The 14,784-nt window shown below is 65.7% G+C and carries 14 protein-coding genes; 8 read left to right on the plus strand and 6 right to left on the minus strand.

Translation table 11 applies throughout. The features are described from left to right. Positions 1 to 3: 3 nt before the first annotated feature. From IV113_RS20745 to IV113_RS20760, 4 genes are all read right to left on the minus strand, one after another. Positions 4 to 1,026, minus strand: a complete 1,023-nt coding sequence (locus tag IV113_RS20745) for a branched-chain amino acid ABC transporter permease (protein ID WP_291088928.1) — start codon at positions 1,024 to 1,026, stop codon at positions 4 to 6. Between the two features lie 133 nt (positions 1,027 to 1,159). Then, positions 1,160 to 2,392 carry a branched-chain amino acid ABC transporter substrate-binding protein gene (locus IV113_RS20750; RefSeq protein WP_291088931.1) on the minus strand — a complete coding sequence of 411 codons (1,233 nt, stop codon included), beginning with the start codon at positions 2,390 to 2,392 and terminating at the stop codon, positions 1,160 to 1,162. 151 nt (positions 2,393 to 2,543) lie between these two features. Then, positions 2,544 to 4,187 carry a 3-(methylthio)propionyl-CoA ligase gene (locus IV113_RS20755; RefSeq protein WP_291088934.1) on the minus strand — a complete coding sequence of 548 codons (1,644 nt, stop codon included), beginning with the start codon at positions 4,185 to 4,187 and terminating at the stop codon, positions 2,544 to 2,546. 170 nt (positions 4,188 to 4,357) lie between these two features. Beyond that, complete coding sequence (locus IV113_RS20760; RefSeq protein WP_291088937.1) at positions 4,358 to 6,091, minus strand: carboxylesterase family protein; 1,734 nt, start codon at positions 6,089 to 6,091, stop codon at positions 4,358 to 4,360. A 170-nt stretch (positions 6,092 to 6,261) separates the two neighbouring features. Here IV113_RS20760 and IV113_RS20765 point away from each other — a divergent pair, with 170 nt between their 5' ends. Genes IV113_RS20765 through IV113_RS20785 form a run of 5 tightly spaced genes read left to right on the plus strand, consistent with a single transcriptional unit; the run spans position 6,262 to position 11,224 of the window. Beyond that, positions 6,262 to 7,293 (plus strand): AraC family transcriptional regulator, encoded by a 1,032-nt coding sequence (locus IV113_RS20765; protein WP_291088939.1) that lies wholly within the window; start codon positions 6,262 to 6,264, stop codon positions 7,291 to 7,293. 44 nt (positions 7,294 to 7,337) lie between these two features. Beyond that, positions 7,338 to 8,825: a protein adenylyltransferase SelO gene (locus tag IV113_RS20770; RefSeq protein WP_291088941.1), complete on the plus strand. Its 1,488-nt coding sequence runs from the start codon at positions 7,338 to 7,340 to the stop codon at positions 8,823 to 8,825. Between the two features lie 16 nt (positions 8,826 to 8,841). Further along, complete coding sequence (gene msrB, locus IV113_RS20775; protein WP_291088943.1) at positions 8,842 to 9,261, plus strand: peptide-methionine (R)-S-oxide reductase MsrB; 420 nt, start codon at positions 8,842 to 8,844, stop codon at positions 9,259 to 9,261. Further along, positions 9,258 to 10,178 carry a cysteine synthase A gene (gene cysK / locus IV113_RS20780; RefSeq protein ID WP_291088945.1) on the plus strand — a complete coding sequence of 307 codons (921 nt, stop codon included), beginning with the start codon at positions 9,258 to 9,260 and terminating at the stop codon, positions 10,176 to 10,178. Before msrB ends, cysK begins: the two co-directional genes overlap by 4 nt. Before the next feature lie 14 nt (positions 10,179 to 10,192). After that, positions 10,193 to 11,224, plus strand: coding sequence for an LLM class flavin-dependent oxidoreductase (locus IV113_RS20785; RefSeq protein WP_291088948.1), 1,032 nt, complete (start codon positions 10,193 to 10,195; stop codon positions 11,222 to 11,224). Here the strand turns inward: IV113_RS20785 and IV113_RS20790 are convergent. Continuing rightward, positions 11,199 to 12,164, minus strand: coding sequence for a DUF533 domain-containing protein (locus tag IV113_RS20790; protein ID WP_291088951.1), 966 nt, complete (start codon positions 12,162 to 12,164; stop codon positions 11,199 to 11,201). The genes IV113_RS20785 and IV113_RS20790 overlap by 26 nt on opposite strands. Before the next feature lie 125 nt (positions 12,165 to 12,289). Here IV113_RS20790 and IV113_RS20795 point away from each other — a divergent pair, with 125 nt between their 5' ends. From IV113_RS20795 to IV113_RS20805, 3 genes are all read left to right on the plus strand, one after another. Further along, on the plus strand, positions 12,290 to 12,832 hold the full coding sequence (locus IV113_RS20795; protein ID WP_291088954.1) for a septation protein A: 543 nt from the start codon (positions 12,290 to 12,292) through the stop codon (positions 12,830 to 12,832). Continuing rightward, positions 12,829 to 13,104 carry a BolA family protein gene (locus tag IV113_RS20800; RefSeq protein WP_291088957.1) on the plus strand — a complete coding sequence of 92 codons (276 nt, stop codon included), beginning with the start codon at positions 12,829 to 12,831 and terminating at the stop codon, positions 13,102 to 13,104. Before IV113_RS20795 ends, IV113_RS20800 begins: the two co-directional genes overlap by 4 nt. A 95-nt stretch (positions 13,105 to 13,199) precedes the next feature. Continuing rightward, positions 13,200 to 13,979: a peptidylprolyl isomerase gene (locus tag IV113_RS20805; protein ID WP_291088960.1), complete on the plus strand. Its 780-nt coding sequence runs from the start codon at positions 13,200 to 13,202 to the stop codon at positions 13,977 to 13,979. Positions 13,980 to 14,030: 51 nt separating this feature from the next. Here the strand turns inward: IV113_RS20805 and IV113_RS20810 are convergent, their stop codons facing one another. Then, positions 14,031 to 14,780: a heparan-alpha-glucosaminide N-acetyltransferase gene (locus IV113_RS20810; protein WP_291088963.1), complete on the minus strand. Its 750-nt coding sequence runs from the start codon at positions 14,778 to 14,780 to the stop codon at positions 14,031 to 14,033. Positions 14,781 to 14,784: the final 4 nt, after the last annotated feature.

The raw sequence follows: 14,784 nt of genomic DNA on the forward strand, positions 1-14,784 counted from the left end.
GGGTCAGCCCTCTCGCGTGCCGAGCAGGCCCTTGGGGCGGAAGATCAGGATCAGCACCAGGAACAGGTAGGGCAGGATCGGCGCCACCTGCGACAGCGTGAGCTTGACCACCGAGTTCTCCTTGGTGGCGGCCGAGAGTTCGATGCCGAGCTGTTGCGCCAGGCTGATGAAGGAGTAATCGAAGGCGACCGCAAAGGTCTGGATCACGCCGATGAGCAGGGAGGCGAGAAAGGCACCCGAGAGCGATCCCATGCCGCCGACCACCACCACGACGAAGATCACCGAGCCCACCGTGGCGGCCATGGCCGGCTCGGTGACGAAGGTGCTGCCGCCGATGACCCCGGCGAGGCCGGCCAGACCGGTGCCAGCGCCAAACACCAGCATGAACACACGCGGCACGTTGTGCCCCAGACTCTCCACCGTTTCAGGGTGGGTGAGCGCGGCCTGGATCACCAGACCGATGCGGGTGCGCGTGAGCAGCAGCCACAGCGAGAGCAGCATGAGCAGAGCCACGAGCATCATGAAACCGCGTGTGGCCGGAAACGGCGAGCAGATCGCGCCGGCGGCGGAACACATCTCGCTCGTCGCCGCGCCCCAGACCATTTGCAGGGAATCGTCTGCGAGGTGCACCAGCGTGAAGGCCGGGCCGCGCAATGCCTCGGGCGGAGCGAAGTCCAGCGCCGTGCGGCCCCAGACCAGTTGCACCACCTCGAGCAGGATGTAGGAAAAACCGAAGGTCACCAGCAGCTCGGGCACGTGGCCGAACTTGTGCACCTTGCGCAATGTGAGGCGCTCGAACAGCGCACCCATGGCACCCACCAGCAGCGGCGCCACGATCAGGGCGGGCCAGAAGCCGATCCAGTTGGACAGCGTGTAGCCCATGTAGGCGCCGACCATGTAGAAACTGGCGTGCGCGAAATTGAGGACGCCCATCATGCTGAAGATGAGGGTGAGCCCCGAGCTCAACATGAACAGCAACAGGCCGTAGCTGACTCCATTGAGCATGGAGATGATGAAGAACTCCATGAAGTTCGCCTTTCGTGGCTGGTGTGTCAGCCGTCGGAGCACGGTGAAAACAAACCAGCGCCTGAAACGGCGCTGGTTCTACCCAAGAGGACCCATCCGCACGAAACCGGATTCGTGCGCTGGGTCCTGTCGATCAGCCCGGGCGCTTCATCTCGCAGCTGGTGGGCGTGCTGGAGACATAGGACGGGTATTCCTTGACCGGAGCCAGCGTCATGCCGGTGTTTTCCGGGCTGTAAGGGAACTTGCCCCCGGCTTTCTGCCACACCGCGACAAACAGCGGCTGCTGCAACTGGTGGTCCAGCTTGCGCACTTCAACTTCGCCGTTGAAGCCCTTGAATTTCAGGCCTTCCAGAGCGGCTGCCACCTTCACCGGGTCGGTCGACTTGGCCTTGGCCATGGCTTCAGACACGGCGGAGTAGGCCAGCGGAATCGCGCCGGTGTACATGTCGTCTTTGTACTTGGCCTTGAACTCGTCGGCCCACTTGCCCATCTGGCCGCCCATGTTGTAGTGCTGGTAGGCCACCTGGTACACGCGGCCTTCGCCGCCGGTGCCCAGCGCGGTGGGGGTGCCCGTCACGCCGGTGTAGTAGGTGTAGAACTTGCCGGTGTAGCCGCCTTCGTTGGCGGCCTTCACCAGCAGCGCGAGGTCGGAACCCCAGTTGCCGGTGATCACGGTGTCGGCGCCCGAGGCCTTGATCTTGGCCACGTAGGGCGCGAAGTCACGCACCTGCGCCAGCGGGTGCAGGTCTTCGCCCACGATCTTCACGTCGGGGCGCTTGCGCGAGAGGTTTTCCTTGGCAAAACGCGCGACCTGCTGGCCGTGCGAGTAATTCTGGTTGAGCAGGTAGACGTTCTTGACGTCGGGCTGGTCCTTCATGAAGGTGGTCATGGCCTCCATCTTCATGGACGTGTCTGCGTCGAAACGGAAGTGCCAGTAGTTGCACTTGCTGTTGGTGAAATCGGGGTCGACCGCGGCGTAGTTCAGGAAGATCACTTCCTTGCCGGGGTTGCGTTCGTTGTGCTTGCTGACCGCGTCGATCAGCGCGCCGGCCACCGAGGAGCCGTTGCCCTGGGCGATGTAGCGCACACCCTGGTCGAGTGCGGCCTTGAAGTTGTTCAGGCTCTCGGCGGGGCTGAGCTTGTTGTCAAAGCCGACCACCTCGAATTTCACGCCGGCCGGATTGGCGGCGCTGAACTTCTCGGCGAAGAACTGCCAGCTCTTGAGCTGGTTGTTGCCCACGGGGCCCATGAGGCCGGTCTGTGGGTCGATCAGGGCGATCTTGACGGTCTCGCCCTTCTGCGCGTTTGCGGCGAAAGCGCAGGCGAGCAGCGATGCTGCGGTGAGGCTCTTGATGGCGAAATGCATGTTTGTCTCCGGTGGTTTTGGAATCCGCTTTGCAGCTTACAAGCCTGCTGCGGTGCAGCACTCAGGGATAGCCCCTAGGGGCTATCGCGCTGGCGACTGTGGGGGGACGACGGTGGCGGTCCGGGCGACTCCACCTGTCGGAAATGTGTCCTCAGATCCCGGGGAGCACGTAGTCCTTGAGCTGTTGACGCAGCGTCATCTTCTGCATCTTGCCGGTGGCGCCCAGCGGAATCGCGTCGACGAACACCACGTCGTCCGGGATCTGCCATTTGGCGGTCTTGCCCTCGTAGAAGGCCAGCAGTTCCTCGCGCGTGACCTCGGTGCCGGGCTTCTTCACGACCACCACGATGGGCCGTTCGTCCCACTTCGGGTGTCGCATGCCCACGCAGGCCGCCATGGCAATGGCCGGGTGGGCCATCGCAATGTTCTCCACGTCGATCGAGCTGATCCACTCGCCGCCGGACTTGATCACGTCCTTGCTGCGGTCGGTGATCTGCATGAAGCCGTCGGCGTCAATGGTGGCGACGTCGCCGGTCGGGAACCAGCCCTGACCCTGCGCGTCGTACTGCAGCGGGTCGCCGCCCTCGCCCTTGAAGTAGCTCGCAATGATCCAGGGCCCGCGCACCAGCAGGTCGCCGTAGCTCTTGCCGTCCCAAGGCAGCTCTTCGCCGGCATCGTCGACGATCTTCATGTCCACGCCGTACACCGCGCGGCCCTGCTTGAGCAGCACCTTGTGCTGCTCTTCCGCTGGCAGCGCCATCTGCGCGTTTTTCAGCGAGCACACCGTGCCCAGTGGCGACATTTCCGTCATGCCCCAGGCATGGATCACGGCCACGCCGTACTGGTCGTTGAAGGCCTTCATCATCGCGGGCGGGCAGGCAGAACCACCGATCACGGTGCTCTTGAGCGTGCTGAACTTCAGGCCACCGGCCTGCAGGTGGCCCAGCAGCATCTGCCACACCGTGGGCACGCCCGCGGCCATGGTCACCTTCTCGGACTCCAGCAGTTCGTAGATCGACTTGCCGTCCATCGCCGGGCCGGGGAACACCAGTTTGCAGCCAGTGGCCGCCGCTGAATACGGCAGGCCCCAGGCATTGACGTGGAACATGGGCACGACCGGCAACACACTGTCGCGCGCGCTCAGGCTCAGCGCATCGGGCAGTGCAGCGGTGAACGCGTGCAGGATGGTGGAGCGGTGCGAGTAGAGCGCGGCCTTGGGGTTGCCGGTGGTGCCGCTCGTGTAGCACATGCTGGAGGCCGAGTTCTCGTCAAACGTGGGCCAGTGGTAGGTGTCGGGCTGCTTGCCGATCCACGCCTCGTAGCTCTGCAGACCCGGCAGGCCGCTATCAGCGGGCAGCTTGTCGGCGTCGCACAGCGCGATCCAGTGCTTGACCGTGGGGCACTTGGCCGCCACCGCCTTCACCAGCGGCAGAAAGGTCATGTCGAAGCAGATCGCCTTGTCTTCGGCGTGGTTCACGATCCAGGTGAGCTGGTCGGGGTGCAGGCGCGGGTTGAGCGTGTGCAGCACATGGCCGGTGCCGCTGACGCCGAAATACAGCTCCAGGTGGCGGTAGCCGTTCCAGGCCAGAGTGGCCACGCGGTCACCAAAGGCCAGATCGAGGGCGTTCAGTGCGTTGGCCACCTTGCGGGAGCGCACGGCGATCTGGCCCCAGTTGCTGCGGTGGATGTCGCCCTCGACACGGCGGGACACGATCTCGCCGCTGGCGTGGTGCCGCTCGGCGTGCACGATCAGTGTGGAAATCAAAAGGGGTTGGTTCTGCATTTGTCCCAGCATGGGGAGTCTCCTGTCGATGAAGTTTTTTGGAATCGGCTTCATCGTAGCGGTTTGATCTGCACGGTCACCGAGGGCTTCCACGGGAGGAAGGCCCTCGGTGTCCATTCCGGGACATGAACTGTCGGTCGGCCTCCATGCAGCATTGCGGCAAACGAAGGGAATGGAACCATTCAGGGCACCGCGGTGATCTGCGCGTCGGTGAGTGACGCATCGAAGTGCAACTGGCCAGGCCACGGTTGCCAGGTGGCGCCGAGCGTGGCGTGGTTGGGGTTGCCGGTGCGCGCGAAGCTGCCCAGCGTGGCCATCATGCGGGCCGAGAGGGCCAGCCGGCCGGGCTGGTTGGCGGTGCTGTTGGTGGCGTTGGAGAACACCGAGGGTCCGAAGTTGCCGAAGAGAAACGGCAGGTCGAACGCATGGGCGGCCCCATACACCGTGTTCCAGGGCGCGGGCTCCTTCGCCCAGTCAAACTTGTAGTACCAGAGGTCTGCCTGATGCGCCTTGAGGGTGTCGAGCACATTGTCCCGGCTGGGCGCCATGAAGGCGGCGGCCAACTGCGCGGTGCGGGCGGACCAGCCGGTCAGCGGGGTGTTCGAGGGCACGTAGTCGGCCGTGATGATGTCGCCCTCGGTCAACAGCGTGGGCGCGTCGGGGTTGAAGGCGGCCATCAGGTTGAAGCGGTCGGCATCGTTGATCTTGAAGCCCGGCGGGCCACCGAACAGGGTGAGGAAGGGCGCGAACAGCTTGCCCTCCTCGCCCGTGTTGCCGGCGAGCACGGGCACCCTGTTGTAGTGGCCGGCCGCCATGGCGGCGATCGGGTCGGTGGGCAACACGGTGCCGTCGGGGATGGGGCCCGAGCCGGTGAGGCCGTTCGCCAGCACGGTGGTGAGGATGGTTCCGCCGGCCTTGCCGCGCAGGTAGTCCGCGATCTGGGTTGACGTCTGCGAGGCGATCCAGGCCTGTGCAGCGAGGAGGTCGATCGCCAAGCCATCGGCGATCACCAGGCGCGCCAGCAAGTTGTTGCCCTGCGCCAGGTAGGTGCTGGCCGGGTTCAGCGTGGGAATGCTGCCCGGCGGCAGGTTGCTTGCCAGCGAGATGCCACCCGACAGCGGCACGGCTTTGTGAAAGAGGCCTGCGCCCAGCGGCGAGGCCATCAGCGCCCAGACATTGATCGCGCCGGCCGACTGCCCCATCAGTGTCACGTTGCCAGCGTTGCCACCAAAAACCGACGCGTTCTGCTGCACGAACTTCAGCGCCTGCACGATGTCGAGCAACGCGAAGTTGCCCGAGTCCTCGGCGCTGTCCAGGCCGGTTTTGAGCTGCGGCAGGTTCATGAAGCCCAGCACGCCCACGCGGTAGTTCAGAGTCACCACCACCGCGTTCGCCGTGCGGGCCAGGGCGGCGCCGTCGTACACCGGGTCCGCGGTGTAGCCAGAGATGTTGCTGCCCCCGTAGACGAACACGATCACCGGCAGACCGGTGGTGTCGCTGGCGGGGCGCCACACGTTGAGCGTGAGGCAATCTTCGTTGCCCACCGGGGTGTTGAGCGTGGATGCGATGGTGGCGTCGTAGGTGTTGTTCGTGCCCGGGCCGTAGATGCGGCCGTTCTGCAGGCAGGCATGTCCGAATCTTGTGGTCTGGCGTGTGCCGGTCCAGGCGACCGGCGCCACCGGCGCCTTCCAGCGCAACGCCCCCACCGGCGGCTGGGCATACGGGATGCCCTTCCAGGCGTAGGTGCCGGTGGTGCTGGCCTGGTTGCTGCCCTGCACCGTGCCGTAAACAAGCTGGCGAACCTCGGGTTGAGGAACTTCGGGTGGCGGGGCCTCCGAGCCACCGCCACACGCGGCGAGCAACAAGCAGGCGGCGCCCGCACCCCAACCCACCCACGTCGGTGTCTTCTTGATCATGTCTTGTCTCCTGTTTTCGGGGGTAAACAACAGCTTGCGCGGCGCGTCGAAATCCCGTTGAATCCGGTCCTCGGCGGCGGCACAAACCGCTCGGGAAATTCTAGGAACGCATGGCCCGAACGCCGCTATCGCAACATGGCCAATCGACTGACTTCAGGACACCACCCCCCATGAAAAGGACCAGCTCCGTCACCTGGGTCAAGGGCATCGCCGAGATGTTCGCGTCTCAGGGCCTGGACGTGACGCGCCTGTTCGAGTCGGCCGGCCTCGACATTGCGCAACTGAACAAGCCTGACGCCCGCCTGGACGTCGAGGACATCAGCCACCTGTGGGAGCTCGCGGTGGCGTGGTCGGGCAATCCGGCGCTGGGGATGGACAGCGAACTTGCGAGCCGCCACGTCAACTTCGGCATGGTCGGCTACATCATGCTGGCCAGCCCGACGCTCAAGGCCGGCCTGCAGAACTTCGCGCGCTACCTGGCGGTGATCTCCGATGCGGCCACTTTTGAACTGGAACCGCAGGGGGCGCAGCAATGCTGGCTGGTGCTGGGCCACATCGGCAACACGCGCCCGGTGCCGCGCCAGCGCCAGGAATACGGCCTGCTCGCCTTGGCCACGCTGTGCCGCTGGATCACGCGGCGCGACGTGCAGCCGCGGGCCGCCGAATTCATCTTCCCCGAGCCGGTGGACACCGGCCCCTACCTGCGCGCCTTCGGCTGCCCGGTGCGCTTCAACCAGCCCGCCACCCGCTTGCTGCTCGACAACACGGACCTGGACAGGAGCCTGCCCTCCAGCGACCCGGTGCTGTTCGACATGCACCAGCGCGTGATCGAGGCGCGCATGGTGCAACTGGGCAACGCCAGCACCGGCCACCGCGTGACCGAGGAAGTCATTCGCCGCCTGCACCTGGGCGAACCGCGCCGCGAAGACATCGCCATCAGCCTGGCCATGGCCGACCGCACCCTGCAGCGCCGCCTGCACGAAGAGCACACCAGCTTCCAGCAGTTGCTCGACGACGCGCGGCGCGACCTGGCCCAGAAGTACCTGGCCGAAGCGCGCTACACGCTGGGCCAGGTGGCCGACCTGCTGGGCTTTGCCGACCAGAGCAACTTCTTCCGGGCCAACAAGCGTTGGTTCGGCGTGTCGCCGGGCCAGTACCGTGCGCGCCTGCTCGTCACCGAGCCGCTGACCGAGCCGGATTGACCCTGCACCACGCCATGTCGGGCGCTATGGGGACAATGGCGGGCATGAACCGACCCGTCGACATGGCCGCCAGCCTGGATATCGGCCTGGCCTGGCACAACCGATTCGCCAGCCTGGGCGAAGCCTTCCACACCCTGCTCTCCCCCACCCCCCTGCCCGCGCCCCACTGGGTGGGCACCAGCCCGGCGGTGGCCGACCTGCTGGGCCTGGACCGGGCATGGCTCGCGTCCCCGGCCGCACTCGATGCCTTCACCGGCAACCTTGCCATAGCTGGCACGCAGCCCCTGGCCAGCGTGTACAGCGGCCACCAGTTCGGCCACTGGGCCGGCCAGCTGGGCGACGGCCGCGCCATCCTGCTCGGCGAGGTGGACACCGCCTCGGGCCCACAGGAAGTGCAACTGAAGGGCGCGGGCCTCACGCCCTACTCGCGCATGGGCGATGGCCGCGCCGTTTTGCGCAGTTCCATCCGCGAATTCCTCTGCAGCGAGGCCATGCACGCGCTGGGCATTCCCACCAGCCGCGCGCTGTGCGTGACGGGCTCGCCCGCGCCGGTACGCCGCGAAGAGATCGAGACCGCAGCGGTGGTCACGCGCGTGGCGCCCAGCTTCATCCGTTTCGGCCACTTCGAACACTTCTCGCACAGCGGCCAGCACGCCCAGCTGCGCACCCTGGCCGACTTCGTCATCGACCACTTCTATCCGGCTTGCCGCGATGCGCCGGGCAACCCGTACGCCGCCTTGCTGGAAGCCGTGAGCGCGCGCACCGCCGAGATGGTGGCGCAGTGGCAGGCCGTGGGCTTCTGCCACGGCGTGATGAACACCGACAACATGAGCATCCTGGGCCTGACCATCGACTACGGCCCGTTCCAGTTCCTCGACGCCTTCAACCCGGCCCACGTCTGCAACCACTCGGACACCGGCGGGCGCTACGCCTACAACCGCCAGCCCAACATCGCCTACTGGAACCTGTTTGCCCTGGGCCAGGCGCTTCTGCCGCTCATGGACGACCAGCAGCAGGCGCTGGACGCACTGGAGCCCTACAAGGCCCACATGCCGGCTGCGCTGCAGCGCCGCATGAACGCCAAGCTGGGCCTGGACCGCGTGGAAGACGGCGACGCCGAGCTGACCGAGACGCTGATGAAGCTCATGGCCGCCGACGCGGTGGACTTCACCATCTTCTGGCGCCGTTTGAGCCACGCGGTGGTGGGCACCTTGGAGTCGGTGCGCGACCTGTTCCTGCAACGCGAGGCTTTCGACGCCTGGGCCACGCGCTGGCGCGAACGCCTGCAGGCACAGCCAGACTTCGACGCCTCTGCCACGCAAGCGCGGATGCTGCACACCAACCCGCAGGTGGTGCTGCGCAATCACTTGGGCGAGGTCGCCATACAACGCGCGAAGCAAGGCGACTTCAGCGAGCTCGCGCGGTTGCAAAACGCGCTGGAGCGCCCATTTGAAGAAGCCCCCGGCCAAGAAGACCTCGCCGCCTTTCCACCCGATTGGGCCAGCGGGATCGAAATCAGCTGTTCGTCATGAGCAACCAGGAGAACACATGAACTTCCCCATCCAGAAAACCGAAGCCGAATGGCGCGAAGCGCTTGCCGCCAAAGGCGCGGAACCGCGTGCCTTCGACGTGACCCGCCACGCGCACACCGAGCGTCCCTACACCGGCAAGTACGAACAGGTATGGGCCGATGGCAGCTACCACTGCATCTGCTGCGGCAACATGCTCTTTGACGCCAAGACCAAGTTCGACGCCGGTTGTGGCTGGCCCAGCTTCTCGCAAGCCGTGCCCGGTGCCATCACCGAAATCACCGACAGCACCCACGGCATGGTGCGGGTGGAGACCGTGTGCAGCCAGTGTGGCGCCCACCTGGGCCATGTGTTCGACGACGGCCCCACCGACACGGGCTTGCGCTACTGCATGAACTCGGCTTCACTGGAGCACTCGCCCACCAAGGACACGCCATGAAAGCTGACAGCATCCTCCAGACCATCGGCAACACGCCGCACGTGCGCATGCAACGCCTGTTTGGCGAGGCCACGCAGCAGGTGTGGATCAAGTCCGAGCGCAGCAACCCGGGCGGCTCCATCAAGGACCGCATCGCCCTGGCCATGGTGGACGCGGCCGAGAAAAGCGGCGCGCTCCAGCCCGGCGGCACCATCGTCGAGCCCACCTCAGGCAACACCGGCATCGGCTTGGCCATGGTGGCCGCGGTCAAGGGCTACAAGCTCATTCTGGTGATGCCCGACAGCATGTCGGTCGAGCGCCGCCGGCTGATGCTGGCCTACGGCGCGAGCTTCGACCTCACGCCGCGCGAGAAGGGCATGAAAGGCTCGATCGCGCGGGCTGAAGAGATCGTGGCCAGCACGCCCGGCGCGTGGATGCCGCAGCAGTTCAACAACCCGGCCAACGTGGCGGTGCACATGCAAACCACAGCCGAAGAGATCGCGGCCGATTTCCCCGACGGCATCGACGTGCTCATCACGGGCGTGGGCACCGGCGGGCACATCACCGGCTGCGCACGCGTGCTCAAGGCGCGCTGGCCCAAGCTCCAGGTGTTTGCCGTGGAGCCGGCGGCCTCGCCCGTCATCTCCGGCGGCCAGCCGTCGCCCCACCCCATCCAGGGCATCGGCGCGGGCTTCATTCCCGACAACCTCGACACCAGCGTGCTTGACGGCGTGATCCAGGTCGAAGCCGAGCCCGCGCGCGAGATGGCGCGCCGCTGCGCGCGCGAAGAAGGCATGCTGGTCGGCATCTCCTCGGGCGCCACCCTGGCCGCCATCGCGCAAAAACTGCCCGATCTGCCGGCCAACGCCGTGGTGCTGGGCTTCAACTACGACACCGGGGAGCGATACCTCTCCATCGAGGGCTTCCTGCCCGCCTGACTGAACAAGATCACATGAAGAACCTGAAAGACATCCGCCTGTCCATGCTCGACCTGGTCGCCGTGCGCGAAGGTGGCACAGTGGCCGACGCCCTCGCGGTGGCATTGCGCACCGCGCAGCACGCCGAGTCGCTGGGCTTCACCCGCTACTGGCTCGCCGAGCACCACAACATGAGCGGCATCGCCTGCTCGGCCACGGCCGTGCTGGTGGGCCACATCGCCGGCGGCACGAAACACATGCGCGTGGGCTCGGGCGGCGTGATGCTGCCCAACCACGCGCCGCTGGTGGTGGCCGAGGCCTTCGGCACGCTGGCCGAGCTCTACCCCGGCCGCATCGACCTGGGCCTGGGCCGCGCGCCCGGCACCGACCCGCACACCATGCGCGCGCTGCGCCGCGATCGCGTGGAGACCGAGGCCGACTTCCCACGCGACGTGGCCGAACTGCAGCACCTGCTGGGCCCCGCCACGCCCGGCCAGCGCTTGATCGCCAACCCGGGTGCCGGCACCAACGTGCCGATCTGGCTGCTGGGATCGAGCCTGTTTTCGGCGCAACTGGCGGCCGAGCGCGGCCTGCCGTATGCGTTTGCCTCGCACTTCGCACCCCGCATGCTGCTGCAGGCGCTGGACATGTACCGCAGTCACTTCAAGCCCTCCGCCCAACTGGCCAAGCCCTACGTGGTCATCGGGGTGCCGCTGATCGCCACGCCAACCGACGAGGAAGCCGAGTTTCTCGCCAGCAGCACTTACCAGCGCGTGCTGGGCATCCTCACCGGCAAACGCGGCCAGTTGCCGCCACCGGTGCATGGCTTCATGAAAAACCTGCACCCGCAGGAACAGGCCGGTATCGCCGACTTCCTGGCTGCAGCCGTGATTGGCGGCCCCGACACGGTGCGCGAGGGCCTTCAGTCATTGGCCGACGTGACGCAGGCCGACGAGTTCATGATCGTGAGCGACCTGTTCGACCCGGCGCTGCGACTGCGCTCGCTGGACATCGCCGCCGAAGCCATGGTGTCGCAGGAAGTCAGCCTCCCCGCACAAGTTTCATGATCTGCCCGGCGTCCAGCGTCGCGGCCTTCTGCCGGATTTGCGGCAGATACTCCGTCTGCATCTGCTTGGCCGGGCCGAGCAGGCTCTGAAAGGTTTCCTGCAGCAGCGCGGTGCTCATGACCCGCCCACCTGCGTAGTAGCGCTTGGCCACCTGGCCCAGCGCGTAGGTCGTGGCAAATGAAAACGCCACACCGGTGGCCGCGCCGCCCATGCCACCGATGGCGCGACCCGCGACCTTGCCGAGCAAACCGCCCAGCAGCTTGCGCCCGAACTGCTCCAGGTACTGCGAGGTCAGGCCCACGCCCACCGCCGCGATGAACTCGCGGATGTGGCCCTGGTCCAGTTCCACGCCGTGCGCCTTGCCGATGGCATAGACCATCTTCACCTGCAACGGAATGATGGCCATCGACGCCCAGGACTGCGGCAGCAGCTCCAGCGCGCCGTTGAGCATCGCGTAGTTCAAGATGGATTTGTCCAGATCGACCCCGGGCGCCACGGTGGCCGCCACCACCGGGGCCGCCGCAGCGGCTGCGGGCATTGCGACCGGCACGGCCTTTTCCGCCGCATCCACGATGGCGTCGGCCTCGCGCTCGAACGCCGCCGCCTCCACCGGATCAAGCTTCAGGCGTGTCTTCAGATCCGCCAGAAACGTCCGCTCGGCGTCGCTCTGCCGACCATCGGCATCGCAGACACACACCGCCATTTCATAGGCCAGCTGGCGTTGCCCGGCGTCTTCCAGACCCGACACCGCGTCGCCCAGCGACACGCGCTTGAGCAACACATCCTGATACAGCCTCGGCAGGCCGGCGCCGGCGTCTTCCTGCCCCAGCGACTCCGCCATGCGCCGGATCGCCTCGCGCTCTGTGTCAGCTTTGTGACCATCGGCAAAGCCTGCGAGCAAGGCGATGGTGAGGATGGATTGTTGTTCTTGAGGGGACATGTCGGTGGTGCTCCTTGAAACCAAAAGTGGATGCGCGATTCGTATGGAGCCACCGGATGCGCTGTGAGTTCCGGGAGCTTGACCCCGCCGGGCAAAGGCCGTGGAGCAAAGGGGATAATCCTGCGATGCGTTTCCTCATCGACTTCTTTCCCATCGCCCTGTTCGTGGCGGCCTACAAGTTGGCCGACATCTACACCGCCACCGCCGTCCTCATGGTTGCCACGCTGGTGCAGACCGGGATCATCTACACCATCGACCGCAAGCTGCAGACGCTGCAAAAGGTCACGCTGGTGCTCATTCTGGTGTTTGGCGCCCTCACCCTCTTCCTGCAGGACGAGCGCTTCATCAAGTGGAAGCCCACCGTGCTGTACGCGAGCATGGCCATCGTGCTGGCGGCAGCCCTCTGGATCTGGAAGAAAAACTTCCTGAAGCTCCTGCTGGCCAGCCAGCTGAGCCTGCCCGATGGCGTGTGGGCCAGACTCACCGTGGCATGGGTCGGCTACTTCCTGTTCATGGCGGCCATCAACGCCTATGTGGCGGCCTATTACTCCACCGAAGACTGGGTCAACTTCAAGCTGTGGGGCTACATCTTCCCGGTGGTCTTCATCGTCGGTCAGGGTGTGTACATCTCGCGCTTCCTGAAAGACGACCCGGTGGAAAAGTCATGAGCGAGGTTGCAACGCCCACCGCGGCCGCGATCGAAGCGCAATTGCGCGCCGTGCTGGCCCCAACCGACCTGGAAGTGCTGGACGAAAGCGCCGCCCACGCGGGGCATTCGGGATCCAACGGCCTGGGCTTCGGTACCCACTTCCGAGTGCGGATTGCAGCCCCTGGTTTCGCTGGTCTGAGCCGGGTCGCCAAGCACCGCCTTGTGTATGATGCGCTGCAAAAATTCACCGACGCGGGACTGCATGCGTTGGCCATTGAAATCAAGGCCTGAAGCGGCTTGCCAGCCCGTCGCTACGTTCTGATACGAGTCTGCTGAACCCACCCGGTCGTCGCGGCTCCAAACCCTTTTACACCCCGAGGAACACCATGAAATTTTCCCTCTCGGCCCTGACCGCGGCCGTGCTCATCGCCACCGCGTTCAGTGCATCCGCCCAGAACGTCGCCATCGTCAACGGCAAGGCCGTGCCGACCGAGCGTCTCGAGGTGCTGGCCAAGCAGATCGCCGCCACCGGCCGCCCGGTGGACGACACCGTGCGCGCCCAACTCAAGGAAGAAGTGGTCCTGCGCGAGATCTTCATGCAGGAAGCCCAGAAGCGCGGCATCGGCGCCACGGACGAGTTCAAGAACCAGCTCGAACTCGCCCGCCAGACCATCATGATCCGCTCGCTGTTCACCGACTTCCAGGCCAAGAACCCGGTGACGGACGCCGACATCAAAGCCGAGTACGACAAGTTCGTCGCGGCCAACGGTGGCAAGGAATACCGCGCCCGCCACATCCTGGTGGAGAAGGAAGACGAAGCCAAGGCCATCATTGCTTCGCTCAAGGGCAAGGGCAAGTTCGAAGACATCGCCAAGAAGCAGTCCAAGGACCCAGGCTCCGGCGCCAACGGGGGCGACCTCGACTGGGCCGCCGCCGCCAGCTACGTGCCCGAATTCTCCGAAGCCATGGTCAAGCTCGAGAAGGGCCAGACCACCCCGGTGCCGGTGAAAACCCAGTTCGGCTGGCACATCATCCGCGTGGACGACATCCGCCAGGCCGAACTGCCGAAGATGGAAGACATCAAGCCGCAGATCGCCCAGCAGATGCAGCAGCAAAAACTCACCGAGTTCCAGAAATCATTGCGCGAGAAGGCAAAGATCGAATAACACAGCCTTGCGGCTTGAAAAAAAGCGCGGAACCCCCGCGCTTTTTTTGTTTCAGGTGAGCTGCATACCCAGCCAGATCAAGCCCATGAGCAAAGGCTGATGCAGCAGGTAATAGGTCAGGCTCCAACGGCCCATCAGGATCGGGAGGCGGCGCAACCCTGCGGCCGGCTTGCCGGCGCCCAGCCACTGCAGGTGGCTCCGCAACGCCCAGCGCCCCGCCGCCACACCCCACCACATCACCCCCAGCCACGGCAACAAGGGCACATAGTCTTCGGTCACGGGCTTTCGGCTGATGAAGCCCAGCCAGTTCAGCCACGGCGTGTTGAACACCTCCAGCGCGGGCCAGGCCACGATGATCGATGGGGCAGCCCACTTCAGACCGACGGCCAGCGCCCCGAGCAGCCACAGCCAGGCGCCCCACCCGGCCGTCAGGCGAACGACGATGAGCATGACCGCGATGCTGTGCAGCACGCCGAAGTAAATGAAGCTGCCTGGGAACACCAACAGCGAACCGGCGGTGACCAGCAAGGCGGCACCCGCCACCTGCAGCCAGCGCCGCCAGAAGCGCGCCCAGGTCTGCCCCTGGTGCACCGCCACGGCCTGAGAGAGGCCGGCGGTGAACAGGAACAGGCTCACGATGGCGGTGCGCTGCCACGTCCAGAACGGGTCGCGGTAGAAGTCTTCGCGGATCAGGCGGAAGAAGTTCAGGTCGAAGCAGAAGTGGTAGGCCGTCATCCACAGCATGGCGGCGGCGCGCAGCAGGTCGATGTGCTCCAGGCGCTGCGCCGTCGGTTGCGCCATGGCG

It is taken from the genome of Hydrogenophaga sp., from assembly GCF_018780385.1.
In the GTDB taxonomy this organism is placed as follows: domain Bacteria; phylum Pseudomonadota; class Gammaproteobacteria; order Burkholderiales; family Burkholderiaceae_C; genus Hydrogenophaga.

Bases quoted from the DNA above. Each gene is read 5' to 3' on its own strand.
- IV113_RS20745 (WP_291088928.1), bottom strand. From the start codon at position 1,026: ATGGAGTTCTTCATCATCTCCATGCTCAATGGAGTCAGCTACGGCCTG.
- IV113_RS20750 (WP_291088931.1), bottom strand. From the start codon at position 2,392: ATGCATTTCGCCATCAAGAGCCTCACCGCAGCATCGCTGCTCGCCTGC.
- IV113_RS20755 (WP_291088934.1), bottom strand. From the start codon at position 4,187: ATGCTGGGACAAATGCAGAACCAACCCCTTTTGATTTCCACACTGATC.
- IV113_RS20760 (WP_291088937.1), bottom strand. From the start codon at position 6,091: ATGATCAAGAAGACACCGACGTGGGTGGGTTGGGGTGCGGGCGCCGCC.
- IV113_RS20765 (WP_291088939.1), top strand. From the start codon at position 6,262: ATGAAAAGGACCAGCTCCGTCACCTGGGTCAAGGGCATCGCCGAGATG.
- IV113_RS20770 (WP_291088941.1), top strand. From the start codon at position 7,338: ATGAACCGACCCGTCGACATGGCCGCCAGCCTGGATATCGGCCTGGCC.
- msrB (WP_291088943.1), top strand. From the start codon at position 8,842: ATGAACTTCCCCATCCAGAAAACCGAAGCCGAATGGCGCGAAGCGCTT.
- cysK (WP_291088945.1), top strand. From the start codon at position 9,258: ATGAAAGCTGACAGCATCCTCCAGACCATCGGCAACACGCCGCACGTG.
- IV113_RS20785 (WP_291088948.1), top strand. From the start codon at position 10,193: ATGAAGAACCTGAAAGACATCCGCCTGTCCATGCTCGACCTGGTCGCC.
- IV113_RS20790 (WP_291088951.1), bottom strand. From the start codon at position 12,164: ATGTCCCCTCAAGAACAACAATCCATCCTCACCATCGCCTTGCTCGCA.
- IV113_RS20795 (WP_291088954.1), top strand. From the start codon at position 12,290: ATGCGTTTCCTCATCGACTTCTTTCCCATCGCCCTGTTCGTGGCGGCC.
- IV113_RS20800 (WP_291088957.1), top strand. From the start codon at position 12,829: ATGAGCGAGGTTGCAACGCCCACCGCGGCCGCGATCGAAGCGCAATTG.
- IV113_RS20805 (WP_291088960.1), top strand. From the start codon at position 13,200: ATGAAATTTTCCCTCTCGGCCCTGACCGCGGCCGTGCTCATCGCCACC.
- IV113_RS20810 (WP_291088963.1), bottom strand. From the start codon at position 14,780: ATGGCGCAACCGACGGCGCAGCGCCTGGAGCACATCGACCTGCTGCGC.